This is a genomic window from Streptomyces sp. NPDC092369 (genome assembly GCF_044755245.1).
Classification (GTDB): Bacteria; Actinomycetota; Actinomycetes; order Streptomycetales; family Streptomycetaceae; genus Streptomyces.
This window is the reverse complement of the sequence record NZ_JBIVQP010000003.1, coordinates 649,388-673,853: the sequence shown is the minus strand read 5'-3', so window position 1 is coordinate 673,853 and position 24,466 is coordinate 649,388. Positions and strand designations below refer to the sequence as shown.

At 70.9% G+C, this 24,466-nt stretch carries 23 protein-coding genes and 2 tRNA genes; 12 read left to right on the top strand and 13 right to left on the bottom strand.

The features are described 5' to 3' along the window. Positions 1–112 precede the first annotated feature (112 nt). The 3 genes from ACIQI8_RS19955 to ACIQI8_RS19945 are packed head-to-tail and all read left to right on the top strand — an operon-like array spanning position 113 to position 3,279. Positions 113–1,813: a TerD family protein gene (locus tag ACIQI8_RS19955; RefSeq protein WP_402352016.1), complete on the top strand. Its 1,701-nt coding sequence runs from the start codon at positions 113–115 to the stop codon at positions 1,811–1,813. An 11-nt stretch (positions 1,814–1,824) separates the two neighbouring features. Further along, positions 1,825–2,505: an AIM24 family protein gene (locus ACIQI8_RS19950; protein ID WP_401713065.1), complete on the top strand. Its 681-nt coding sequence runs from the start codon at positions 1,825–1,827 to the stop codon at positions 2,503–2,505. A gap of 18 nt (positions 2,506–2,523) precedes the next feature. Further along, positions 2,524–3,279: an AIM24 family protein gene (locus ACIQI8_RS19945; RefSeq protein ID WP_402352013.1), complete on the top strand. Its 756-nt coding sequence runs from the start codon at positions 2,524–2,526 to the stop codon at positions 3,277–3,279. 110 nt (positions 3,280–3,389) lie between these two features. Here the strand turns inward: ACIQI8_RS19945 and ACIQI8_RS19940 are convergent, their stop codons facing one another. Next, positions 3,390–3,917 (bottom strand): NUDIX hydrolase, encoded by a 528-nt coding sequence (locus tag ACIQI8_RS19940; RefSeq protein WP_402352010.1) that lies wholly within the window; start codon positions 3,915–3,917, stop codon positions 3,390–3,392. After that, positions 3,914–5,371, bottom strand: coding sequence for a zinc-dependent metalloprotease (locus ACIQI8_RS19935; RefSeq protein ID WP_402352007.1), 1,458 nt, complete (start codon positions 5,369–5,371; stop codon positions 3,914–3,916). Before ACIQI8_RS19935 ends, ACIQI8_RS19940 begins: the two co-directional genes overlap by 4 nt. Before the next feature lie 192 nt (positions 5,372–5,563). On the opposite strand from ACIQI8_RS19935, the gene ACIQI8_RS19930 reads away from it, so the two are divergent. From ACIQI8_RS19930 to ACIQI8_RS19915, 4 genes are all read left to right on the top strand, one after another. Further along, on the top strand, positions 5,564–6,676 hold the full coding sequence (locus ACIQI8_RS19930) for an SDR family oxidoreductase (protein WP_402352004.1): 1,113 nt from the start codon (positions 5,564–5,566) through the stop codon (positions 6,674–6,676). 111 nt (positions 6,677–6,787) lie between these two features. Further along, the gene (locus ACIQI8_RS19925; protein ID WP_402352001.1) at positions 6,788–7,249 is read left to right on the top strand and encodes a molybdenum cofactor biosynthesis protein MoaE; all 462 of its coding nucleotides are present in this window, start codon (positions 6,788–6,790) and stop codon (positions 7,247–7,249) included. Positions 7,250–7,398: 149 nt separating this feature from the next. Next, positions 7,399–7,563, top strand: coding sequence for a hypothetical protein (locus ACIQI8_RS19920; RefSeq protein ID WP_402351998.1), 165 nt, complete (start codon positions 7,399–7,401; stop codon positions 7,561–7,563). Between the two features lie 68 nt (positions 7,564–7,631). Further along, the gene (locus tag ACIQI8_RS19915) at positions 7,632–8,726 is read left to right on the top strand and encodes a PDZ domain-containing protein (protein ID WP_402351995.1); all 1,095 of its coding nucleotides are present in this window, start codon (positions 7,632–7,634) and stop codon (positions 8,724–8,726) included. Between the two features lie 35 nt (positions 8,727–8,761). On the opposite strand, the gene ACIQI8_RS19910 is transcribed toward ACIQI8_RS19915, so the two are convergent. Next, positions 8,762–9,304, bottom strand: coding sequence for a PPA1309 family protein (locus ACIQI8_RS19910; RefSeq protein ID WP_402351992.1), 543 nt, complete (start codon positions 9,302–9,304; stop codon positions 8,762–8,764). A 164-nt stretch (positions 9,305–9,468) separates the two neighbouring features. On the opposite strand from ACIQI8_RS19910, the gene ACIQI8_RS19905 reads away from it, so the two are divergent. From ACIQI8_RS19905 to ACIQI8_RS19890, 4 genes are all read left to right on the top strand, one after another. Further along, a complete protein-coding gene (locus tag ACIQI8_RS19905; RefSeq protein ID WP_402354017.1) occupies positions 9,469–12,438 on the top strand; it encodes a UPF0182 family protein in 2,970 nt (989 codons plus the stop codon). A gap of 80 nt (positions 12,439–12,518) precedes the next feature. Continuing rightward, a tRNA-Met gene (locus ACIQI8_RS19900) sits at positions 12,519–12,592 on the top strand. Between the two features lie 205 nt (positions 12,593–12,797). Further along, positions 12,798–14,615: a tetratricopeptide repeat protein gene (locus ACIQI8_RS19895; RefSeq protein ID WP_402351989.1), complete on the top strand. Its 1,818-nt coding sequence runs from the start codon at positions 12,798–12,800 to the stop codon at positions 14,613–14,615. Between the two features lie 107 nt (positions 14,616–14,722). Beyond that, a tRNA-Met gene (locus ACIQI8_RS19890) sits at positions 14,723–14,796 on the top strand. A 58-nt stretch (positions 14,797–14,854) separates the two neighbouring features. Here ACIQI8_RS19890 and ACIQI8_RS19885 read toward each other — a convergent pair. The 6 genes from ACIQI8_RS19885 to hisN all read right to left on the bottom strand — a co-directional run bounded on the left by ACIQI8_RS19885 (position 14,855) and on the right by hisN (position 19,785). Continuing rightward, positions 14,855–15,973, bottom strand: coding sequence for an ABC transporter substrate-binding protein (locus tag ACIQI8_RS19885; RefSeq protein WP_402354014.1), 1,119 nt, complete (start codon positions 15,971–15,973; stop codon positions 14,855–14,857). Between the two features lie 50 nt (positions 15,974–16,023). Beyond that, on the bottom strand, positions 16,024–16,890 hold the full coding sequence (locus ACIQI8_RS19880; RefSeq protein ID WP_402351986.1) for an ABC transporter permease: 867 nt from the start codon (positions 16,888–16,890) through the stop codon (positions 16,024–16,026). After that, positions 16,887–17,654: an ABC transporter ATP-binding protein gene (locus ACIQI8_RS19875; protein ID WP_402351983.1), complete on the bottom strand. Its 768-nt coding sequence runs from the start codon at positions 17,652–17,654 to the stop codon at positions 16,887–16,889. The genes ACIQI8_RS19880 and ACIQI8_RS19875 overlap by 4 nt, the downstream gene beginning before the upstream one ends. A gap of 177 nt (positions 17,655–17,831) precedes the next feature. After that, on the bottom strand, positions 17,832–18,248 hold the full coding sequence (locus ACIQI8_RS19870) for a Fur family transcriptional regulator (protein ID WP_402351980.1): 417 nt from the start codon (positions 18,246–18,248) through the stop codon (positions 17,832–17,834). A 124-nt stretch (positions 18,249–18,372) separates the two neighbouring features. Next, a complete protein-coding gene (locus tag ACIQI8_RS19865) occupies positions 18,373–18,765 on the bottom strand; it encodes a cyclic nucleotide-binding/CBS domain-containing protein (protein ID WP_402351977.1) in 393 nt (130 codons plus the stop codon). Between the two features lie 219 nt (positions 18,766–18,984). Further along, positions 18,985–19,785 carry a histidinol-phosphatase gene (hisN, locus tag ACIQI8_RS19860; protein WP_123997858.1) on the bottom strand — a complete coding sequence of 267 codons (801 nt, stop codon included), beginning with the start codon at positions 19,783–19,785 and terminating at the stop codon, positions 18,985–18,987. 207 nt (positions 19,786–19,992) lie between these two features. On the opposite strand from hisN, the gene ACIQI8_RS19855 reads away from it, so the two are divergent. Further along, positions 19,993–20,601, top strand: coding sequence for a TetR/AcrR family transcriptional regulator (locus ACIQI8_RS19855; protein ID WP_402351973.1), 609 nt, complete (start codon positions 19,993–19,995; stop codon positions 20,599–20,601). A gap of 225 nt (positions 20,602–20,826) precedes the next feature. Here the strand turns inward: ACIQI8_RS19855 and ACIQI8_RS19850 are convergent, their stop codons facing one another. From ACIQI8_RS19850 to ACIQI8_RS19835, 4 genes are all read right to left on the bottom strand, one after another. Then, on the bottom strand, positions 20,827–21,150 hold the full coding sequence (locus ACIQI8_RS19850) for a multidrug efflux SMR transporter (protein ID WP_123997856.1): 324 nt from the start codon (positions 21,148–21,150) through the stop codon (positions 20,827–20,829). A 75-nt stretch (positions 21,151–21,225) separates the two neighbouring features. Then, positions 21,226–22,236 (bottom strand): ribosome small subunit-dependent GTPase A, encoded by a 1,011-nt coding sequence (gene rsgA / locus ACIQI8_RS19845; RefSeq protein WP_402351969.1) that lies wholly within the window; start codon positions 22,234–22,236, stop codon positions 21,226–21,228. 17 nt (positions 22,237–22,253) lie between these two features. Beyond that, positions 22,254–23,570: a 3-phosphoshikimate 1-carboxyvinyltransferase gene (gene aroA, locus ACIQI8_RS19840; protein ID WP_402351966.1), complete on the bottom strand. Its 1,317-nt coding sequence runs from the start codon at positions 23,568–23,570 to the stop codon at positions 22,254–22,256. A gap of 137 nt (positions 23,571–23,707) precedes the next feature. After that, the gene (locus ACIQI8_RS19835) at positions 23,708–24,430 is read right to left on the bottom strand and encodes a M50 family metallopeptidase (protein ID WP_402351963.1); all 723 of its coding nucleotides are present in this window, start codon (positions 24,428–24,430) and stop codon (positions 23,708–23,710) included. Positions 24,431–24,466: the final 36 nt, after the last annotated feature.

The following is a 24,466-nucleotide window of genomic DNA, read 5'->3' as shown; positions in this document are numbered from 1 at the left end:
TGGCGCAGATGGGTCTTGTGTACCGGGTCTGTACCGACTTCCTCCGGTGTCGGCGTTTGCCGTTAGCCTGACGCGACGCACTCGCATTCGGGATGGGGGACGGTCGTTACGCATGGCCAGGGAATTCCAACGCGGCCACAAGGCCAAGATCAGTGACCTCACTGCGGGCACCGATCTGTACGTAGGTGTGCAGATCGGCGGCCCCGGGCTGACGTTCGACATCAGCTGCTTCGGTCTGGACGCCGACGAACGGCTCTCGGACGACCAGTACTTCGTCTTCTTCAACCAGCCGAAGACTCCCGAGGAGTCCATCCAGCTGCTGGGCGCCCAGGCGGGCGACACGGAGTCCTTCCGGGTCACGCTCGACCGGATCCCGGCGAAGATCCACAAGCTGTCGTTCACGGCGACGATCGACGGCGCCGGGCAGATGTCGCAGGTCGCCCCCGGATACCTCCGGATCGTCGCGGGCGGCGAGGAGGTGGCCCGGTACTCCTTCAACGGCACGGAGTTCTCCACGGAGCGTGCCGTGATGCTGGGCGACTTCTACCTGAAGGACGTGTGGCGGTTCGCGGCCGTCGGACAGGGCTTCGACGGCGGTCTGGACGCGCTGCTGAAGAACTTCGGCGGCGAGGTCGCCGAGGAGGAGGCACCCGCGGCGCCCGCTCCGCAGCAGCCGCAGACCGGCGCCGCCCCCGGGTTCGCCCCGCCGGCGTTCGGCGCCCCGGCAGCCCCGGCAGCCCCGGCAGCCCCGGCGCCCGCTCCCTTCGCGGCCCCGCAGCCCGCCCCGCAGGGCTTCACACCGCCGCCGCCCCCGGCTCCGGCGCCTGCACCGAACGTGCACGGCGCGCCGACCGTCATCGCGCCGATGACCCCGCCCGGCGGTGCCCCGGTGCCGCCGCCCGCCCCGGCGCCCGCGCCCTACGGCCAGCCGCCCCAGCAGCAGCAGTACGGTCAGCCGCCCGGCCAGAGCGCCCCGCCGCCGCCCGGCTACGGACAGCCCCAGGCACCGCAGGCGCCCCACGCCCCGGGCCCGCCGCCCGGCTACGGGCAGCCGACCCCGCCGCCGGGCTACGGCCAGCAGCCCCCCGCCTTCGGGCAGGTCCCGGCGCAGCAGCAGGCGTACGGCGTCCCCCAGGGAGCTCCGCAGGGCGGTGCCGGTGTGACCGCGGCGCTCCAGCAGTTCAAGGAGACGCCCACCGGCCAGCGCTGGACGCAGCAGAACAAGAAGCTCGTCCGCGTCGACCTCGGCATCGGCGGCCAGCCCGTGCTCGCCCGGCAGGGCAGCATGGTGCTCTACCAGGGCAAGGTCGACTTCAGTTACAAGGGCGCCGGGTTCGCCGGCCGGCTCGTGGGCAACGCGACCGGCCAGGAGATGCAGCTGATGCGCTGCACCGGCCAGGGCCAGGTCTTCCTTGCCGAGGAGGCCACCCATCTGCACCCCGTCGAACTCCAGGGCGACGCGATCTGCGTCTCCGCGGAGAACGTCCTCGCCTTCGACGAGAGCCTTCAGTACGAGGTCCGAAGGATCGAGGGACACGGCATCCCCGGGGGCGCGCTGTTCACGATGCAGTTCCAGGGCACCGGCACGATCGTCGTCAAGACGCACGGCACGCCCGTGGTGCTGCCGGTCACGCCGACCACCTTCGCCGACTGCAACGCGGTCGTCGCCTGGTCGGCCGCGGCCCAGGTGATCGTCTCCAGCCAGGTCCGCATGCGCCGCAACGCCTACCCGGGCGACACCGGCGAGAGCGTCAACCTGCAGTTCCGGGCCGCCCCCGGCAACTTCGTCGTCGTCCAGCCCTACGAGGTCTGAGGGAGCCCGTCATGAACCAGCCGCTCGCGGGCTTCGCGCCCGCACCCGTCACCGCCCGCATGGAGAACCACGGCAACCACATGCTGAAGGTCGCCATGCAGTCCGGAAGCGACCTCTTCGCGCGCGTGGGCTCGATGGTCGCCTATGAAGGCTTCATCCAGTACGAGCCCAACCCGCCCGCCGTCCGCCAGATCGCCCGCGACTGGATGACCGGCGAGGGCGCTCCGCTGATGAAGTGCTCCGGCGACGGACTGCTCTACCTCGCCGACTACGGCGCCGACGTCGTCGTCATCAACCTCAACGGCGACGGCATCTCCGTCAACGCCACCAACCTGCTCGCCTTCGACAGCCACCTCACCTGGGGTGTCGAGCGGGTCAAGGGCCTGGCGAAGTTCGCCGGACAGGGCCTGTGGAACACCAAGATCACCGGATCCGGCTGGGTCGCGCTGACCTCCCGGGGCAAGCCGATCGTCGTCGACTGCGGCGGCGGTGAGGACGAGACGTACGTCGACCCCGACGCGCTCGTCGCGTGGTCCCCGAACCTCAAGGTGAAGGGCAAGCGCAGCTTCAAGGCGCAGTCACTCATCGGCCGCGGCAGCGGGGAGGCCTACCAGATGGCCTTCTCCGGCCAGGGCATCGTCGTCGTCCAGCCCAGCGAGGACAGCACCGACCGCCTCCGGGTCCGGGGCTGAGGGGGAGCCAGAACCGTCATGCAGAGCTCGCTTTTCGCCTACAACGACCAGCAGACCCAGGAACGCTGGAGCCTGCAGAACAAGCAGATGCTGCGCGTCACCCTGGAGGGCCACGACGACATCCTCGCCCGCAAGGGCACGATGGTCGCCTACCAGGGGCTCGTCGAGTTCGACGCCGAGTACCAAAGCACCCAGCAGGCGTACGCGCGTGCCGCCACCGGCGAGGGCCTCAGCCTGATGCGCTGCCACGGGCAGGGCACGGTCTACCTCGCCAACCTCGCCCAGCACGTCCATGTGATGGACGTCGAGCAGGACGGACTCACCGTCGACAGCAGCTATGTGCTGGCGATGGACTCCTCGCTGCACCACGAGGTCATCGCCGTCGACAGCCAGTACGGCATCTCCGGCTCGGGCAAGTACCAGCTCAACATCACCGGCCGCGGCCGGGTCGCCCTGATGACGTCGGGCGCGCCGCTGCTGATGCAGGTGACGCCCGACAAGTACGTCAACTGCGACGCCGACGCGATCGTCGCCTGGTCGACCGGCCTGCGCGTGCAGATGCAGGCCCAGACGCACTCCTCCGGGGTGTGGCGCCGGCGCGGCAACACCGGTGAGGGCTGGGAGCTCAGCTTCATGGGCAGCGGGTTCGCACTCGTCCAGCCCAGCGAGCTGCTGCCACCGCAGCACGCCCAGATCGGCGGCGGCCTCGCGGGGCAGTACGGCATGGGACAGCAGGGGGTGCGGGCGCAGAACCAGGGCAACGCCTGGAGCTGAGCCAGGACTACGACGTAGCAGGAGTACGACGTAAGGGGCGCCGGCAATCGCGGGCGCCCCTTACACATGTCCCAGGCTCCGATCGCGGACGCCGATCCCGGGAGCCGGCTTCAGGCGCCCAGCCGCGCGCGGGTCGCCTCCAGCAGCCGCAGGACCGACTCGTCGGCCACGGCGGCGACCTCGTCGTAACCGAACCATCGCAGGTCGAGGGACTCGTCGCTGATCGCCTGCACCGCGCCCGGGGGCGCCAGGACCGTGTACTGCACGTCGAAGTGCCAGTGGCAGGGCGCCGGGATCGCGTGGCGGTCCAGGCGGGCCGGCCCGCCCGGCAGCAGGGTCAGCCCCGGGATGCCGGACTCCTCCGTGGCCTCGCGCAGGGCCGCCGCCTCCAGCGAGGCGTCCTCCGGCTCGCAGTGGCCACCCATCTGGAGCCACATCCCCAGCTTCTTGTGCAGGGTCAGCAGCACGCGTTCGCGCGAGGGATCGATCACCAGGGCGCTCGCCGTGATGTGGCCCGCGTGGCAGGCCTTCCACAGGCCGTCCGGGTGCGCCTGGAGATGATCCAGATAGGCCTGGCGCAGCTCTTCTTGGCCCTCGTACCCCTTCAGTACGAGGACCGCGTCGTCGTACAGGCTCACTCGCTGCCGTCGCCCTTGACGTCGTCGGTGCCGTCCTCGGTGGCGTCCTTCTTCAGGTTCGGCTTCTCGGCGGAACCGTCCGCCGCCTCGCCGAGCATCTTGTCGAGCTCGGAGAAGTCCAGCTGCTCGCGGTGCACGAAGCCGTCCGGGTCGTCCAGGTCGGAGGCGGTCGGCAGCATGTCCGGGTGGGCCCACAGGGCGTCCCGGCCGTCGACCCCGCGCGCGTCCGTGAGGGACGCCCACAGGCGGGAGGCGTCACGCAGCCGGCGCGGACGCAGCTCCAGGCCGATCAGCGTGGCGAAGGTCTGCTCCGCCGGGCCGCCCGTCGCACGGCGGCGGCGCAGGGTCTCGCGCAGCGCGTCCGCGGACGACAGCCGCGGCTTCGCGGCCGCGTGGACCACCGCGTCCACCCAGCCCTCGACGAGCGCCAGAGCCGTCTCCAGCCTCGCCAGGGCCGCCTTCTGCTCGGGCGAGTCCTCCGGCTGGAACATGCCCTGCTGCAGAGCGTCCTGCAGCTGCTCCGGGTTCTGCGGGTCGAACTGGCCGACCACGTCCTCCAGCTTGGCCGTGTCGACCTTGATCCCGCGCGCGTAGCCCTCGACCGCGCCGAACAGGTGCGAGCGCAGCCACGGCACGTGCGCGAAGAGGCGCTGGTGGGCGGCCTCGCGCAGGGCGAGATACAGCCGCACCTCCTCCTTGGGCACACCGAGGTCCTTGCCGAACGCCTCGATGTTCACCGGCAGCAGCGCGGCTTTGCCCGCCGGGCCGAGCGGCAGCCCGACGTCCGAGGAGCCGACGACCTCACCCGCGAGCACGCCGACGGCCTGCCCGATCTGCGTGCCGAACATGGCGCCGCCCATCGAGCGCATCATGCCGATCAGCGGGCCCGCCATGGCCTGCATCTCCTCCGGCAGGACATCGCCCATCGCCGCGCCTACGCGCTCCGCGACCGGGTCCACGAGCTCCTGCCACGCGGGCAGGGTCGCCTCGACCCACTCCGCGCGGGACCACGCCACGGCGGAGCCGGAGCCCGACGGCAGGGAGGTCGCGTCGTCCAGCCACAGGTCGGCCAGGCGCACGGCCTCCTCGACCGCGGTGCGCTCGGCGGGGCCGACGCTCGCGTCCTTGGTGCCGTCCTCGGTGCCCTGGGCGACGGTCTGGCGGGCGATCTGTTTGGCCATGTCCCAGTTCACCGGGCCGCCCTCGTACGAGAGCATCTGGCCCAGTTGCTGGAAGGCCGCGCCCAGGTCGTTGGGGTTCAGCGAACCGAACATGGCTGCGAGCGGATTGTCCGCGCCGGGGCCGCCAAAGCCGCCGGCGCCGGGCAGTCCGCCAAATCCGAACGGGTTGGCCGGGCCCTGACCACCACCGCTCTGCTGGTCCTTCTTCTTGCCCTCGTCGCCGTCGTCCGGCTCCTCCGGCGGAAGGCCGAATCCGAATGGGGTGTCACTCACGGGATTCCTCGGCTGGTAAGGCCACCGGTTGCCTCCGGCGGCACGACTGCCCGATAACACCACCCAGCGTAGACACCGCGGACCGATCGGGCCTCGGTGCTTCGCCGACTCGCGGCCTGCGGCAGGATGGATGCCACCTGGTACGTACGCGTCACTCGCGCTCGTACTGAAGACAACCGCTGGAGACGCCCGGTGAGTTCCCCAGATCCGCAGGTTCGCGCAGCGCGAAACGAGTCAACCCCGCCCGCCACCCGCGGGCCCGTCGTCGCGGTCACCGGCGCCGCGTCCGGCATCGGAGCGCTGCTCACCGAGCGGCTGGCCGCCTCGCGGGAGATCAAGCAGGTCATCGCCATCGACGAGCGGCGGGGCGAGTGCGCGGCGGCCCAGTGGCACATCCTGGACGTACGGGATCCGGCCATCGCCGACAAGCTGCGCGGCGCGGACGTCGTCGTGCACCTCGCGCTCGACCTGGACCTGGAGACCGACGCCGCCGCCCGGACGGCGTACAACGTCCGTGGGACGCAGACCGTGCTGACGGCGGCGGCCGCGGCCGGCGTGCACCGGGTCGTGCTGTGCACGTCCGCGATGGTCTACGGGGCGCTGCCGGACAACGAGCTGCCGCTGTCGGAGGACGCCGAGCTGCGTGCGACGGCCGAGGCCACCGGCGTCGGCGACCTCCTGGAGGTCGAGCGGCTCGCGCGGCGCGCGCCCCGGGCGCACCCCGGCCTCAATGTCACCGTCGTGCGGCCCGCCGTCCTCGTAGGTGGCACCGACACCGCGCTGACCAGGTACTTCGAGTCGCCCCGGCTGCTCGTGGTGGCCGGCTCGCGGCCTGCCTGGCAGTTCTGCCACGTCGAGGACCTGTGCAGCGCCCTGGAGTACGCCGTCCTGGAGAAGGTCGACGGGGAACTCGCCGTGGGCTGCGAGGGCTGGCTGGAGCAGGAGGAGGTCGAGGAGCTCAGCGGGATCCGGCGCATGGAGCTGCCGTCGGCGGTCGCGCTCGGCGCGGCGGCCCGGCTGCACCGCATCGGGCTGACGCCGTCCCCGGCCGGCGACCTGGCGTACACGATGTACCCGTGGGTGGTGAGCGGGAGCCGGCTGCACGACGCGGGGTGGCGCCCGCAGTGGACCAACGAGGAAGTGCTCGCGGAACTCCTTGAGGAGGTCACCGGGCGGCACACGGTCGTCGGCCGGCGGCTGGGCCGCAAGGACGCGACCGCGGCCGGCGCGGCGGGCGCGACGGTGGCCCTGCTCGGCGCGGCGGCCGTGGTGCGCCGCGCGCGGAAGGCGCGGCGGCGGATCTGACCGGCGTGCTCCCCGCGGCGCACGCTCTGTAGGAGGCTCCAAGGCGGCACGCGCGTGTGCCTGGTGAAAGTGCTATTCCACGCTGTCGCGCGTGTGAGGCACGATGGAGTCATGGCATCCACGAGCGACCACCCCGGTGAGCAGGCCGCGGACGACCCCATCAGGCTGATCGCGATCCGCGACACGGCCCTGTCCGTGGACGAGGTCTTCAGGGCCGTCGGGGATTCGGCGGCCGGCGGGAGCACGCTGTTCGTCGGCACCGTGCGCAACCACGACGGCGGTGCGGACGTCGAGCGGCTCGGGTACTCGTGCCACCCCAGCGCCGAGGCCGAGATGCGGCGGATCGCCGAGAAGGTCGTCGCCGAGTACCCGGTGCGGGCGCTGGCCGCCGTCCACCGCGTCGGGGACCTGGAGGTCGGTGACATCGCCGTCGTCGTCGCCGTGTCCTGCCCCCACCGGGGCGAGGCCTTCGCCGCGTCACGGAAGCTGATCGACGACCTCAAGCACGAAGTGCCGATCTGGAAGCACCAGAAGTTCTCCGACGGCACCGAGGAGTGGGTCGGCGCCTGCTGACCGGGCGCGCCCGCGCGAGTCACTGCGCGGCCTTCTTGGCGCTCCCTCCGGTTGCGTAACCGGACCCCGGGCATGAGCGTTGTCAGTGCGGCTGGTTAATCTGCTGATCAGTCAGTCGCGCGCACACTCACCAGGGTTGGGAGGTCGACATGGGAGCGCTTGTCTGGTTGTTGATTCCGTTCATCGCCGCGGTCGGCGCCGGCCTGTGGGGAAGCTGGGCCAACCGCACCCGCAAAATCCGCAGCGACGGCCCCGAGCTGGACGGCTACGCCCGGTTCCGCGAGGCCATGGAGAAGTCCGACTCGCGCACCTGACGCGCCGGCACCGCGAGCGGGGGTGGGGCTGACGGTGCGCTGACAGTGACGTCCCGTACTGTCGTGCCATGCCACGCCGCACCGCGACGATGCTCGCCTCCACCCTGATGCTGATCGCGCTCCTGTGCGCGGGAGTCTTCATCCCCGTGCCGTACTCGGAGATGTCACCGGGGCCGACCGTGAACACGCTCGGGGACCACGACGGCGAGCCGGTGCTGCAGATCTCCGGCCACAAGACCTATGCGGCGACCGGCCACCTGAACATGACGACGGTCCGGGTCACCAGCGCCGACTACCGGATGAACCTCGTCGAGGCCGTGTACGGCTGGCTCGCGCACGACAACAAGGTCGTCCCGCACGACACGCTCTACCCCGACGGCAAGACGGAGGAGCAGTCGACCCAGGAGAACGCCGAGGAGTTCAGCCAGTCCCAGGAGAGCGCCAAGGTCGCCGCCCTGCGCGCGCTGAAGGTCCCGGTGAAGTCCTGGGTGATCGTCTCCACGGTCGTCAAGGACTCCCCGGCCGAGGGCAAACTGCACGCCGGTGACGTCATCAAGGCCGTCGACGGCACCGCCGTCAAGGAGCCGACCGACGTCGCCGACCTCGTGACCAAGCATCAGCCGGGCCAGGACGTCGTCTTCACGGTCGTGCCGGCCAAGGAGCAGGCCGCCGCCGAGAAGGAGCACAAGACGGCGACCAAGACGCAGAAGATCACGCTCACCACCGCCGCCTCGCACGACGAGGGCGAGAAGCGCGCGATCGTCGGGATCTCCGCCGGGACCGACCACACGTTCCCGTTCACCATCGACATCAAGCTCGCCGACGTCGGCGGACCGAGCGCCGGCCTGATGTTCTCGCTGGGCATCTACGACAAGCTCACCCCGGGCAACCTCACCGGTGGCAAGTTCGTGGCCGGCACCGGGACCATCGACGACGAGGGTAAGGTCGGCCCGATCGGCGGCATCGAGATGAAGACGGTGGGCGCGCGCAGCAAGGGCGCCCAGTACTTCCTGACGCCGGCCGACAACTGCAAGGCCGCCGCCAAGGACACCCCCGACGGCCTCACCCTGGTCAAGGTGAAGACCATCGACGACGCCCTCGGCGCGCTGAAGGACATCCGCTCCGGCAAGACCTCCGCCCTGCCGAAGTGCACGACCTCCTAGCCGAACGGACTCCCCGGCACCCCTCGTAGGAGCCGCTACTCCTCGAACGTGGCCGACAGTGCCTCCGCGAGGCCCGGTACCAGGTCGCCGCCCGTGAGGACCTCCGTCGGGGTGTCCTTCTCGCGCAGCCGCAGGGCCGAGTCGCGGGCGCCGTCACGCAGCACCGCGACCGTCATCCGGACCTCCTGGCGGCTGGGGTGCTCGGCCACCCACTGGGCGAGCTTCTTCTCGTTGAGCCCCTCGGGGACGGACGCCTCGGCCGACGGCGGCAGCATCAGCCGCTCCACCGTGAGCGCGCAGCCGACCACCGCGTCGGGCCAGGCGATCGTGCCGAGGAACTCGTCCAGCGGTTTGCCGGCCGGGATCTCCTCCTGCTCGATCGGGGTGAGACCGGTGACTTCCTGTTCGTCCGTCAGGCCGAGCTGGGCCGCGAGGGCGGGTTCCTGGACCCGCAGCCGTGCGGTGTCCACGAGTGCGAAGAGGCGGGCGGGCTGGTCCCAGCCGAGGCCGGAGACGTACTCGTCGATCTCGAGTACGGCCCGGGTGAGCGGGCTCGCCGCCATGGGAGTGTTCGACATGGTCACAATCCTCTCTCGTTCGTCACCTGAATCGGGAACCGAGTAAACGGTGAGTAAGTTGCATAGGTGTGGGCCCGCGATCACGGGGGGCCACGGAAGGTCCACGAACACGCGGGCCTGACGGATCGACAGCGAACTTCGAGGTGCGCACCTTGGCTTTCCAGATGCCCGACCGCGGCGGAGGCCCGACGGGGCCGCGGATGAGAGTGGGCCGTCCTTCGCGGCGCGTCCGGACCCTGCTCATGACCCTGGGGGTGCTGGCCGTCCTCGGCATGGCGTTCACCATGTTCGCGGGCTTCTGGACGGACTGGCTCTGGTATCGGTCCGTGCAGTACTCGTCCGTCTTCACCACCACGCTGTGGACCAAGATCGGCCTGTTCTTCGTCTTCGGCCTGCTGATGGCCCTCGCGGTCGGCTTCAACATCTGGCTCGCGCACCGGCTGCGGCCGCCGCTGAGCGCCATGTCGATGGAGCAGCAGAGCCTGGACCGCTATCGGATGGGCATCGCGCCCTACAAGAGGTGGCTGCTGCTCGGCATCACCTCCCTGGTCGGTCTGATCGCCGGCGCGTCGGCGTCCAGCCAGTGGCGCACCTGGCTGATGTGGGTCAACGGCGTGTCCTTCCACCAGAAGGACCCGCAGTTCCACCTCGACGTGTCCTTCTACGCGTTCGACCTGCCCTGGTACAGGTTCCTGCTCGGCTTCGGCTTCGCCGCCGCGATCCTCTCCGTGATCGCCGCCGCCCTCACCCACTACCTGTACGGCGGGCTGCGGGTCACCTCCCCGGGCGCGCGTGCCACCGCCGCTGCGACCGGGCACCTGTCGGTGCTGCTCGGCATCTTCGTCGCCCTCAAGGCGGTCGCGTACTGGCTCGACCGGTACGGCCTCGCGGTGAAGTCCAGCGACTTCAAGGCGACGGACAACTGGACCGGCCTGCGGTACGTCGACGCGAACGCCTATCTGCCGGCCAAGACGATCCTGTTCTGCATCGCCGTCATCTGCGCGCTGCTGTTCTTCGCCACCCTGTGGCGGCGCACCTGGCAGCTCCCGGTGATCGGCTTCGGTCTGATGGTGCTCTCGGCGATCCTCATCGGCGGCCTCTACCCGGCGATCGTCCAGAAGTTCCAGGTCCAGCCGAACGAGCAGGCCAAGGAAGCGCCGTACGTCGAGAAGAACCTCAAGGCGACGCGCGAGGCCTACGGCATCGACGACGCCAAGGTCACCGAGTACTCGGGCACCAGCAACACCAAGGACAAGACCAAGCTGCGCGACGACGTCGACTCCACGGCGAGCATCCGCATCCTGGACCCGAACATCGTCTCGCCGACCTTCCAGCAGCTCCAGCAGATCAGGAACTACTACGCGTTCCCGACCAACCTGGATGTCGACCGCTACAGCAAGGACGGCAAGGACCAGGACACGGTCATCGGTCTGCGTGAGCTGAACCTCAACGGCATTCCGAAGAACAACTGGATCAACGACCACTTCCGCTACACCCACGGCTACGGCGTGGTCGCCGCCAAGGGCACCACGGCCGACTCCGAGGGCCGCCCGGTCTTCACCGAGTCCGACCTGCCCTCCAAGGGCGACCTGGGCTCGTACGAGCAGCAGATCTACTACGGCGAGAAGACCACCACGTACTCGATCGTCGGCGGTCCCCAGAAGGAGATCGACTACTCCGACGACAGTGGTGAGAAGACCACCAGCTACACCGGCAAGAGCGGGGTCAACCTCTCCAACCCGATCAACCGGGCCGCGTACGCGGTGGCGTTCAGCGAGCCGCAGATGCTCTACTCCGGTGCGATCGGCGAGGGTTCGCGGATCCTGTACAACCGCACGCCCAAGGAGCGCGTCGAGGCGGTCGCCCCGTGGCTGACCATCGACGGCGACGCCTATCCGGCGGTGGTGGACGGACGTATCCAGTGGATCGTCGACGCGTACACCACGACGAACGGATACCCGTACGCCTCCCGTACGACCCTCGGTGACACGACGGCGGACTCGCTGACCGCGACGAACAACTCGCGCGCGGTGGTGGCCCAGCAGAACCAGGTCAACTACATCCGCAACTCGGTGAAGGCGACCGTCGACGCGTACACCGGCGAGGTCAAGCTCTACCAGTGGGACACCGAGGACCCGGTCCTGAAGACCTGGATGAAGGCGTTCCCGAACACGGTCAAGTCGAAGTCGTCCATCTCGCCCGAGCTGATGGCCCATCTGCGGTATCCGCAGGACCTGTTCAAGGTCCAGCGCGAGCTGCTCACCCGCTACCACGTCAAGGACGCGCAGACGTTCCTGTCCGGCAGCGAGGTGTGGCAGGTGCCCGACGACCCGACCAACAAGTCGGGCAACGCGGTGCCGCCGTACTACCTCAGTATGAAGATGCCCGACCAGGCGTCCCAGGCGTTCTCGCTGACGACGACCTTCACGCCCAACGGCCGGGACAACCTGAGTGCGTTCATGACGGTCGACGCCGAGGCGGGCAGCACCGACTACGGCAAGATCAGAGTGCTGAAACTGCCGACCAGCACGACCGTCAACGGGCCTAAACAGGTGCAGAGCCAGTTCAACTCCGAACAGGACATCGCCGAGTCGATCAAGCTGCTCAAGGGCGGCGACTCCGAGGTCGAGTACGGCAACCTGCTGACGGTCCCGTTGGACGGCGGACTGCTGTACGTGGAGCCCGTCTACGTACGCGGTGGCGGACTCAAGTACCCGCTGCTGAGAAAGGTGTTGGTGACCTACGGGGGCAACACCGCCTTCGAGGACACCCTCGACGAGGCCCTCAACAAGGTCTTCGGAGCGGAGGGTCCGGTCACCCCACCACCGGACGACACCACCACCAATCCGCCACCGACGTCCAACAACCCCACGGTCCAAGAGGCGTTGAACGACGCCCAGAAGGCCTTCGACGCCGGCCAGGCGGCCCTGAAGAAGGGCGACTGGGAGGCGTACGGCACCGCGCAGAAGGATCTGGAGGACGCGCTGCAGCGGGCCGAGGACGCGCAGTCCAAGGCCGACAAGGCCGGCGGCAGCGGTGGCGCCAAGAGCAGCCCGAGTCCCAGCGGCAGCCCCAAGCCCAGCACCAGTCCCAGCGCCACGAGCAGACCGAGCAGCAGTCCCGGCAGCACCTGACGGAAGTCCGCGGGGCACTTGACCGGCCGATGACCGGTCAAGTGCCCACCTCGCACCGTGGTACGGTTGCCACACAACGGCGCGGGGTGGAGCAGCTCGGTAGCTCGCTGGGCTCATAACCCAGAGGTCGCAGGTTCAAATCCTGTCCCCGCTACTGCAGTTCGAAGGCCCGGATCCTTTACGGATCCGGGCCTTCGACGTGTGCGAACGCATGTACCGAGCCCGAGTTGGCCGTGCCGCTGCGGGGAGTTGGGGGAACTGTGTTTGACTTGTCTCTCTGTGGGCATGTCGACAAAACGCTGAAGTGACCTCACTGGCTGCGGTATACCAGGTGTACCCAGGTTGCAGGTGGTGCGACGATGGACGTTATGGGGGACAAGGCAACTCTGTTCGAGACAGGGCGATTTGTGCAGCCCTCCGGGCAGGACGATGCCGTGGAGGCCGCCGAGGAGGCTGCCGAGGAGCTTCGTCAGCGGCTCGCGGCCGAGGCCGGTGACGCCGAGGCGAAGAGTGTCCTCGGGGCCATGCTGCTGCGCCGTGGCGACCTCGACGGTGCCGAGCCCCATCTGCGTGCCGCCACCGCGGCGGGCGACCGTGCCGCCGCCAACAACCTGGGAGTCCTCCTCCACCAGCGCGGATACGCCGACGAGGCCGCCGGCTGGTGGCGCATTGCCGCCGTCGCGGGATCGGCCGCCGCCGCGCATGCCCTCGGACGCCACCACCGCGAGCGCGGGGACGAGCCCGCCGCCGAGTACTGGCTGCGCCAGTCCGCCGAGCAGGGCCACCCCCTGGGCGCCTACGCGCTCGCCGATCTGCTGGAGCACCGCGGCGACGCGGGCGCCGAGGACTGGATGCGGGCCGCCGCCGAGCGGGGGCACCGGGAGGCGGCGTACCGGCTGGCGCGTGCGATCGACCGCAGGGCCGCGCACGAGAGCGAGACCGGGACCGGGGCCGACGACGGCGCCGCGCTGCTCGCGGAGGCCGAGCGGTTCTACCGGCAGTCCGCCGCGCGCGGCCACCGGCGGGCCGCGCTCCAACTCGGCGCGATCCTGGAGCGGCGCGGCGAGCTCAAGGAGGCCGGGCGCTGGTACCTGACGTCCGCCAAGGACGGCGAGGCGCGGGCCGCCTGCGCCCTGGGCTTCCTGCTGCGCGACGCGGGCGACACCGAGAGCGCCGCCGTGTGGTGGCTGCGCGCCGCCCAGGACGGCGACGGCAACGCGGCCAACGCGCTGGGCGCCCTGCACGCCGAGCGCGGCGAGACCCAGACCGCCGAGCGCTGGTACCGCGCGGCGATGGACGCGGGCGACGACAACGGCGCGTACAACCTCGGGCTGCTCTGCGCCGAGCAGAGCCGTACCGCGCAGGCCGAGCAGTGGTACCGGCGCGCCGCCTACGCCGGACACCGCGAGGCGGCGAACGCGCTGGCCATCCTGCTCCTGCAGGGCGGCGACACGGCCGGCGCCGAGCCCTGGTTCTCCAAAGCGGCGGAGGCCGGCAGCGTGGACGCGGCCTTCAACCTGGGGATTCTGTTCGCGGGCCGGGACGAGGACGAGGTCGCGCTGCGCTGGTACGAGCGTGCCGCGGCGGCCGGTCACACCGAGGCGGCGCTGCAGGTCGGCATCGCCCGGCTGCGCGACGGCGACGAGCGCGCGGCCGAGCGGCATCTGCGGTGCGCGGCCGGCGGCGGCAGCCCCGAGGCGGCGTACCGGCTGGCCACCGTGCTCGACGCGCGGCGTCCGCCGGAGCCGGCGCACGAGCTGGGCGAGACGGTGCACGAGAAGACCGAGTGCGAGGAGTGGTACGAGCGCGCGGCCTCCCAGGGGCACCGGCGTGCCCAGGTGCGCGTCGGGATGATGGCCGCCGCTCGCGGCGACGTCGTCGAGGCGGCCCGCTGGTACCGCGCGGCGGCCGAGGCGGGCTCCCGCAACGGCGCCTTCAACCTCGGGCTGCTGCTCGCCCGGGAGGGCAGCGAGCCGGAGGCGGCGGTGTGGTGGACCCGCGCCGCGGATGCCGGGCACGGCCGCGCGGCACTGCGCCTCGCCCTCGTCTACGCGCGCCGCGGCGAGCTGGCCGAGGGGCAGCGCTGGGCCGCCCGCGCGGTGACGCTGGGGCCGGCCGAGGTGAGCAAGCGGGCGGCCCGGCTGCGGGACGCGCTGGGCCAGGAGCTGTCGGCCTGAGCCGCGAAGGCTCTGACCGCGAAAGCCCTGGTCGGAGGCTTACCGGAGGCTGCCTGTTAATCGATTTGCTTCTGCTCGCGTGGCTGACGTAATGTTGCGTTTACCGACGCGGGGTGGAGCAGCTCGGTAGCTCGCTGGGCTCATAACCCAGAGGTCGCAGGTTCAAATCCTGTCCCCGCTACTGAAGGCCGAAGGCCGGAACTCATCAGAGTTCCGGCCTTCGGTGCGTTCACGGCTCCTCACGGCACGTGGCCCACCGCCTCCTCGTACAGCATCCGGTCCACGGTTCTCGACTCGGGCAGCGGATCCCCCGTCGCCACGCCCTGGGCCCGGTAGGCGGACTGGAGGCGGGTCGTGGTGCCCTCGCGGATCTCCCAGTCCATGCGGAGCGACGGGGTGGAGCTCAGGACCGCCTCGTCGGTCTTCAGGAGCTTCGCGAGATAGGCGACGAAGCCCGCGTCCTGCTTGTAGTCGCTCGCGAAGTACGTGTTCACCGTGCGGATGTACGCCCGCAGCAGGGCCACCCCGGCGTCCACGTCGTCGTGCAGCAGGCTGCGGCCGTACAGCATGCCCCCGAGGGGCTCGCCGAGCGGCTGGCCGCCCAGGAAGGCGTATCCGGGCTTCCCGTCGACCTTGCGCCAGATCGGGTCGAGCAGCCAGGCCGAGTCGACGCCGCCGTTCTGCAGGGCGGTGAGGACGTCGGCGGAGCCCAGCTGGCGGTACTGGATCTTGTCGAGGCCGCCGCCGTGTCCTTCCAGGGTCTTCTCCATGGGGTACGCGATCACGGAGCCCTTGCCGATCATCGTGCCGAGGCTGCGGCCCGCGAGCCGGACCCGGTCCGCCGTCTCGCCGTCCTTCAGCCGCGCCCACAGACCGCTCTTCGACTTCGCGGCGGGCGAGAAGTTCCCCGCGACCCACTTGATGTCGAAGCCGCCCTTGATGCCGTTCATCACGGCCGCCTCCGGCGCCGCCCACATCGCGTCGATGTCCCCCTTGGCCAGCAGCGGCAGCGCGTCCGGCGTCGGCAGGACCTTCAGCGTGACGTCCAGGCCCTCCTTCTCGAACTCGCCCTTGTCGAGGGCGACTTCCAGCGGCGCCACGTACTCCGCGCTCAGCGTGCCCGTCGCGATCGTCACCTTCCGTTTCTCGGCGAGGGGTTGCGGGCCGGGCGCCAGCGGCATGCAGCGGGCCGGCAGACGGTCGGTCGCGAGGTCGGCCGGGTCCGTCCAGGACGTCTTGCCGCAGCCGTCGACGGGCCGGACCGTGCGCCCGCCCGCGCTCGCCGGTGCTCCGGAGTCGTCCGAGTAAGGCGCCGACGAGCAGGCCGCCGACGCGAGCAGCGCGGCCACGGCCGCCATCACACCGTAGGCACGCCCGCGACCGTGCCGGCGACCGTACGCACGCCTTCTCATGACTGTCCCCTTCCCCGGTCCCGAGGTGCCCATGGCGTCAGCAACCTGCCCGCGATCCGCACCAGTTCGGAGAAGAGGACCCCCAGGACGGCCACGCAGACGATGCCGACGAACATCACGTCGTTCTGGAACAGCGCGCGCGAGTCGAAGATCAGGTGGCCCAGGCCGTCGCTCGCGGCGATCTGCTCCGAGGCGACGATGACCAGGACCGCCACGCCCGCCGCGATCCGCGCGCCGACCAGGACCGCAGGCAGCGAGGCCGGCAGCAGGACGTGCCGGAACATCTGCCAGGGCGAGGCGCCGAAGACCCGGCCCGCGTCGAGGTGGCCGGACGGGATCGCGATCACCGCGGACATCGTGGAGATCCAGACGAAGAAGAACACCGTCGCCGCCACCAGGGCCACCTGCGGTCCCTCGCCGAGGCCGAACATGTTCAGGAAGACCGGCAGCAACGCCAGCTTCGGGACGACGTACAGGGCGTCCAGGAGGGGCTCAAGCGCCGCTCTGATCAGGGGCAGTGAGCCCATGAGGAGGCCCAGGGCGTAGCCCGCCGCGGTGCCGATCGCGTAGCCGCCCAGGACGCGCTTCAGGGTCGCCCACACGTCCGGCCACAGGTCACCGGCCGCGGCCCGGTCCCAGCCGTCGGCCAGGATCGTGGAGGGCGCGGGGTAGACGCGGGCGTCGATCCAGCGCTGATCCGCGGCCAGTTGCCACCACAGGACCAGGACGAGGGGTACGGCCACCGCCAGCGACAGCTCAAGTGCCCGCCTGCGGCGGTGGGTGCGTACGGGGTGGAGTTCCTCGGGGCCGGGGCGGCGGACCAGGACAGCTTCCGGCTGCCTGCCGGGGGCGATCGTCGTCATGCCGGCACCGCCTCCTTCCGCAGCAGTTCCCACAGTTGGCTCTTCAGCGCCGTGAACTCGGGCGCGGAGCGGATGTCGCCGGTGCGTGGGCGGGGGAACGGCGGGCGGTGTTCGGCGATGATCCGGCCCGGGCGGGCGGACATCACCAGGACGCGGTCGCCGAGGACGATCGCCTCCTCCAGGCTGTGGGTGATGAACAGCGTGGTGGTGCGCAGGGCTTGGGTGATCTCCAGCAGCTCGTCCTGGAGGATCATGCGGAGTTGGGCGTCCAGGGCGGCGAACGGCTCGTCCATGAGGAGCAGTTCGGGCTCGACCGCGAGCGCCCGGGCGATCGCCACGCGCTGGCGCATGCCGCCGGAGAGCGTCGCCGGATAGGCGTCGGCGAACTCCGCGAGGCCCATGCGGGCCAGCCAGTCGGCCGCGCGGGCGTTCGCCTCCCGGCGCGGGACGCGCTGGACGTCCAGGCCGAAGCGGACGTTGGCCTGGACCGTCTTCCAGTCGTAGATGCCGTAGTCCTGGAAGATCATCGCCGCCGGGCGGACGGACGAGGCACGGATCGACAGCGTGCCGGTGCTCGGGCGCAGCAGGCCCGCGGCGATCCGCAGCAGGGTGGACTTGCCGCAGCCGGAGGGGCCGACGACGCAGACGAACTCGCCCGGGGCGACGGTGAGTTCGAGCGGGCCGAGGGCGTCGACGGTGTGCGGGGCGCGGCCGAAGGCGCGGGTCAGATCGGTGGCGTGGAGTTTGGGGTGCGGGTCTCCCACGGTTGCTCCTTGCGGAGTTCGTTACGGAGTGGAGGGTGACGGAGTGGAGGGTGCCGCACGACGATATGACGGGCCGTCAGATTGAGGAAGCCTGTAGGCGACAACAGAAACCCGGCATCCATGGAGGATGCCGGGGCTTCGAGGGAGCTTGGGTGTGGCCAGGGGCTGTCGTTTGGATCAGGCCGCCGAGCAGTTCGGGCAGACGCCGCGGTACGTCACCTCGACGTCCGAGACCTTGAAGCCGAAGCGCTCCGAGTCGGGGAGGTCGGCCAGCGGGTTGCCGCTCGGGTGGACGTCCTTGATGGTGCCGCACTGGGCGCAGACCAGGTGGTGGTGGGGCTGGTGCGCGTTCGGGTCGTACCGCTTGGCGCGCTTGTCGGTGGAGACTTCGAGGACCTCGCCCAGGGAGACCAGTTCGCCCAGCGTGTTGTACACCGTCGCCCGGGAGATCTCGGGGAGCTTCGCGACAGCGCGCGCGTGCACCTCGTCGGCGGTCAGGTGGACGTGCTGGCCCTCCAGGACCTCGGCCACGACCCGCCGCTGTGCGGTCATCCGCCATCCGCGTCCGCGCAGCCGCTCCAGAAGGTCACTCATGCAGGCCAGCTTAACAGTGGGCGGCCCAGAAGCCGAACAGGTGTGATTTTGGAGCCTGACCGGTCTTGGACTTTGTCCACGGTGGCGCCCGCGCGGGCGCCACCGTGCGACCAACGGCGTGCGGTCAGGCCGGTACGTGCTGGCGGGCCGGGACCCAGCAGCGGATGATGTCGCGGACCGAGACGATGCCGACGGCGTCGCCGCGGTCGAGGACGACGAGGTGACGGAAGCCGCCGTGGGTCATGGCCGCGGCCGCCTCCTCCAGCGTCCAGGACGGGGCGGCGAAGACGACGTCGGTGGTGGTGTGGGCGTGGGCGCGTTCGGAGTCCGGGTCCTGGCCGAGGCCGACGGAGTTGAGGATGTCTCGTTCGGTGAGGATGCCGATGCCGCCGGCGTCGGGGTCGTGGACCACGGCGGCGCCGACTCGGCGGGCGGACATCAGGGCGGCTGCCTGGCGGAGGGTGTGGGCGGGACCGATCGTGAGCACCACGGTGCTCATGGCTTCGCGGACGAGCATGGGCTGCGAGTCACCTCCCGGGAACCCCTGATAGTTCAGGGATTCACAAGTTCACAAATTGAGGGTGCCATCAGAGTCCCAGGTAAAGCAACGGTCAACAAGGGGGCGTGCACGGCCAATTGAGGGCGTACGCGCTCATGTGTGCTCACGGTGTGTGTCGACGCGCCCCTCGGTCACGCCGTTCACAAGCGCCGCGCCGTACCGCTGGAGCCACGCTGCTCAGTAGCGCTGGTTGAGGTATCCCAGCAACTCGTCGTGCAGCAGACCGTTCGACGCCGCCGCGTTGCCGCTGTGCGGGCCGGGGCGGCCGTCGAGGCCGGTGAACTCGCCGCCGGCCTCCGTCACGATGATCGCGTTGGCGGCCATGTCCCACAGGGACAGCTCCGGTTCGGCGCAGATGTCCACCGCGCCCTCGGCGACCAGCATGTACGGCCAGAAGTCGCCGTACGCGCGCGTGCGCCACACCTCGCGGGTCAGGTCCAGGAAGCCGTTGAGGCGGCCCTGCTCCTCCCAGCCGGAGAGCGAGGAGTACGCGAAGGAGGCGTCCGTCAGCTTCGAGACGCGGGAGACGCGCAGCCGGGAGGCCGAGGAGAGGCTGCGGCCGGTGAAGGCGCCGTGGCCCTTGGCGGCCCACCAGCGGCGGCCGAGCGCGGGGGCGGAGACGACGCCGACGACGGGCCGGTAGCCGCCCTCGGCCGCCTCCATGAGGGCGATCAGCGTGGCCCACACGGGGACCCCGCGGACGTAGTTCTTGGTGCCGTCGATCGGGTCGACCACCCAGCGCCGGGGGCCCGTGCCCTGGACGCCGAACTCCTCGCCGAGGAACGCGTCGCGCGGGCGGCCGCGCTGGAGCTGACCGCGGATGATCTCCTCCGCCGCCTTGTCCGCCTCGGTCACCGGAGTCATGTCCGGTTTCGTCTCGACCTTCAGGTCGAGCGCCTTGAAACGGCCCATGGTGGCCGAGTCGGCGGCGTCCGCGAGGACGTGGGCGAAACGGAGGTCATCCTGGTAGTCCGGCATGGAACGCACGCTATCCGTCGGCGTCGCGCCGGTGCCAGCGTCCCCACCTCACGGTTTGGCGGCACATTGACGGGCCGCGGCCGATCGGTCCACGGGGTGTGACGGCACGTAGTGTCCGACGGGCGCCCCCCAGTGCGCTCGCGAACCCTTGACAGTGCTCCCTCGCGCGTCAAATCTGGGCGCAGAGTGCTCCGCCCGAGGGAGGCGATGATGCCTGCAGCGCGGGAATCCCTACTGGACGCCGCGTACACGGCGCTGGCCGGTCGGCCGTGGTCCACGGTGCGGATGGTCGACGTCGCCGCCGCGGCCGGTGTGTCCCGGCAGACGCTCTACAACGAGTTCGGCAGCAAGGAGGGGCTCGCCCGGGCGCTGGTCAGACGAGAGGCCGACGGCTATCTCGCCGGTGTCGAACGGGCGCTGGCCACCCACTCCGACGCCCGCGACCGGCTCACCGCGACCGCCGAGTGGACGGTGTCCTCGGCCCGCGAGAACGCGCTCGTACGGGCCATGCTGACCGGCTGCTGGAGCGAGCGGCTGCCCTCGCCGACGCTGTCCGCGGTGCCGTCCTCGTCGGCGGTACCGGCACAGCGGCGGGCCGACGGCCCCCTGCCGTCCCCCGGCGACTTCGTGGCGATCGTCCGCGACCGGGCCGTGGTCCAGCTCTCCGCCCCCGGCACGCCCAAGTCGGAGACCGCCGACCTGACCCGCTCCTGCGAACTGGTCACCCGCCTCGCCCTGTCCTGTGTCTCGGCGCCGCCGGGAGAGGGCGGAGTGGCCGACCTGATCCGCACGGCCCTGTCCCGCCAGCCGGCCTGACGGGTCCTGGGGGCGGTGCGGCACAGAGTTGCCGGCGTCGCGAGCGGCGGGACGCGCTCACCCACCGCCTCGACGGGGTGGGAAGCCGGGCCGCGCCGTCGTCTCGCCGGCCGCCGACTCGACCCCGTCCGGCCGCGCTCGTGGCAACGCCCCCGCGCCTGCCGGGTTTCGCTCGATCCGGCCAGGACGCCCAGCACCGACAACCGCCTGATCCGCCGGACGGCTCTAGTGCGCCGACCCCGACAGCTGCAGCCCGATCACGCCCACGATGACGAAGCTGATCGAGATGAGCTTCAGGGTGGAGACCAGGTCGCCGAGGAAGATCATTCCGTAGATCGCGGTGCCGGCCGCGCCGATGCCGGTCCAGACGGCGTAGGCGGGGCCGACGTCGAGTTTCTTCAGGGACAGGGTGAGCAGACCGAAACTGCCGAGTGCGAAGGCACAGAACGCGATCGTGGGCCACAGTCGCGTGAAACCGTGCGAGAGCTTGAGGCACACGGCGAATCCTGTCTCCAGCAACCCGGCCACCACCACCAGCAGCCACGCCATGTGCTTGTCCTCCCGTATGCGGCTCGGTGCGATTATGCACTTGCCGCACTCGAGTAGCGCCAAACAACGCGGAGGTCAGTCGCCTTCCTTGCGCTCCCGGGTGGAGAGCAGCCGGCGCAGCGAGTAGAGCCGGGCCGGATCCGCGTGCCCCTCGGCCACCCACGCGTCCAGCGCGCAGTCCGGTTCGTCGTGACTGCACGCGCGCGGGCAGTTCACGGTGCCCGGCTCCAGGTCGGGGAACGCCTTGATGACCCGGGACGGGTCGACGTGGTGCAGGCCGAAGGAACGGACGCCCGGGGTGTCGACGACCCAGCCCGAATCGTCCGGCAGCGGGATCGCGCGCGCCGAGGTCGTGGTGTGCCGGCCGCGTCCGGTGACGGCGTTGACTATGCCGGTGCTGCGCCGCCGCTCCAGCGAGACCAGCGCGTTGACGAGGGTCGTCTTGCCGACACCGGAGTGGCCGACGAACGCCGTGATCTTGCCGTCCAGTTGCTTGCGCACCCGCTCCACCGCGGTGCCGTTCTCCAGCTCCTCACGGCTCGTGACGACGTAGGGGACGCCCAACGCGCCGTACATCTCCAGGAGTTCGTCCGGGGAGGCCAGGTCCGACTTGGTCAGGACGAGCAGCGGGTCGAGACCGCCGTCGTAGGCCGCGACCAGGCACCGGTCGATGAGGCGGGGGCGCGGTTCGGGGTCGGCCAGGGCGGTGACGATGGCCAACTGGTCGGCGTTGGCGACGACCACGCGCTCGTAGGGATCGTCGTCGTCGGCCGTGCGGCGTAGCACCGAGGTGCGCGGCTCGATGCGGACGATCCGGGCGAGGGTGTCCTTGTCGCCGGACAGGTCGCCGATGATGGCGACCCGGTCGCCGACCACCGCGGCCTTCCGGCCCAGTTCGCGGGCCTTGATCGCCATCACGACCCGGTCCTCGACCAGACACGTCAGCCGGCCCCGGTCGACGGTGAGGACCATGCCCTCGACCGCTTCCTCGTGCTTGGGTCGGATGTTCGTACGCGGCCGGTTGCCCTTGCGGTTCGGGCGCTGACGGATGTCGTCCTCGTCGGTGTTCTTGCCGTAGCGGCGCATGACTGGTTCCCGTGCCCCTACGCCCCGAGCATCCCGGTCCACAGGTCGGGGAAGTCCGGCAGGGTCTTCGCCGTCGTCGCCACGTTCTCGATCTGCACGCCCTCGACCGCGAGGCCGATGATCGCGCCGGCCGTCGCCATGCGGTGGTCCTCGTAGGTGTGGAAGATCCCGCCGTGCAGCCGGCGCGGGCGGATGTGCAGGCCGTCGGCGGTCTCGGTGACGTCACCGCCGAGTTCGTTGATCTCCTTGGTGAGCGCGGCCAGCCGGTCCGTCTCGTGCAGGCGCAGATGGGAGACACCGCGCAGGGTCGAGGGGGAGTCCGCGAGGGCGGCGACCGCCGCGATGCCCGGGGTCAGCTCGCCGACCTCGCTCAGGTCCACGTCGATGCCGTGGACCGCGCCGGATCCGGTGAACTCGAGCCCGTACTCGGTCAGTTCGCAGGAACCACCCATCTCGGTGAAGATCTCGCGCAGCTTGTCGCCGGGCTGGGTGGTGCGGGCCGGCCAGTCCGGGATCACGATCTTGCCGCCGGTCACCAGGGCCGCCGCCAGGAACGGCTGCGCGTTCGACAGGTCCGGCTCCACCGTCAGGTCCCGGCCAAGGAGCGCGCCCGGCGTCACCCGCCACACGTTCGGCTCGCCGCCCGACTCCGGGGTGTCCACCTGGGCGCCGACGGCGCGCAGCATGTCGACCGTCATGCGGATGTGCGGCAGCGAGGGCAGCGACGAACCGATGTGCCGCACCTCGACGCCCTGGTTGAACCGCGGCCCCGACAGCAGCAGCGCCGACACGAACTGCGAGGAGGAGGAGGCGTCGATCTCGACCGGACCGCCGTCCAGCGCCCCGCCCCCGTGCACCGTCAGCGGCAGCGTGCCGCGCCCGTCGTCGTCGATCCGCGCACCGAGGACGCGCAGTGCGTCGATGACCCCGTGCAGGGGACGCTCGTACGACCTCGGGTCGCCGTCGAAGCGGACCGGACCGTCGGCGAGGGCGGCGACCGGGGGCAGGAAGCGCATGACCGTGCCCGCGTTCCCGACGTCCACCGTGGCCGGGCCGTGCAGGCCGGTCGGGAGGACCCGCCAGGTCTCGCCGGTGCCGTCCGGGCCGACGCCCTCCTCGATCTCCACACCCATCTCGCGCAGGGCCGCCGCCATCAGCAGCGTGTCCCGCGAGCGCAGCGGGCGGCGCAGCCAGCCGGGCTCCGAGGCCAGCGCGGCGAGCACCAGGGCCCGGTTGGTGACCGACTTGGACCCGGGCACGTGGACCGTCGCGCGGACGGCTCCGCTCGCGTGCGGGGCGGGCCAGAGTGAGGTGTGTGCGGGGTTCACGGTCATGCGCTCCACCTTAGTGGCTGTCGGTGACCGGAGATCTTGATCAAATGCGGCGAAACCACGGCGAAACAACGGCATGGGAAGTGCCGTGCATATATGCGCTCATGCGGCCCCGCTCGGCCGGCCGGGGCCGCCGCCGCTCACACGTCCAGCAGCCAGCGCCCGCCGCCGATGAGCGCGCACAGTGACACCGCGTGGAACAGGAAGAACCACAGCCCCGCCGGTACGTGCGTCAGCCGCGAGAGCTGGTCCGCGTCCGAGTCGCCCGCGCCACCGCGGCTCCGCTTGGCCTGCAGCTCGAACGCCGGACGCACCCCGCCCACCAGCAGGAACCACACCACCGCGTACGCGAAGGCCGCCTGCACCTGCGGTCCCGCCAGCCACGACACCAGCAGGAACGTGCCGCCGGTCAGCAGGACCGTCAGCGCGCCGTACGCGTTGCGGATCATCACCAGCATCGCCACCAGCAGCGCCGTCGCCAGCCACAGCAGCAGCGTGATGTGCCCGGCGGCCAGCAGCGCGGCGCCGCCGAGGCCCAGCAACGGGGGAGCGGTGTAACCCGCCGCCGCCGTGAGGATCATGCCGAGGCCGTGCGGCTTGCCGCGGCTGACGGTCAGACCGCTGGTGTCCGAGTGCAGTCGTATGCCGTTGAGCTGCCGGCCGGTCAGCAGCGCGACCAGTCCGTGGCCGCCCTCGTGGGCGATGGTGATGGCGTTGCGCGACAGCCGCCACAGGCCGTGCGGGACGATCACCGCGAGCGCGGCGACCAGGGTCGCGATCACCACCCACAGATCAGGATCGGGCTGGGTGCCGAAAACCCGGTCCCAGAGGTCGGGCAGCGAGGTGGCGGCGAGGCTGTCCATGTTCGGCGGTGGCTCCCTCTGGTGACGCGGAATCTG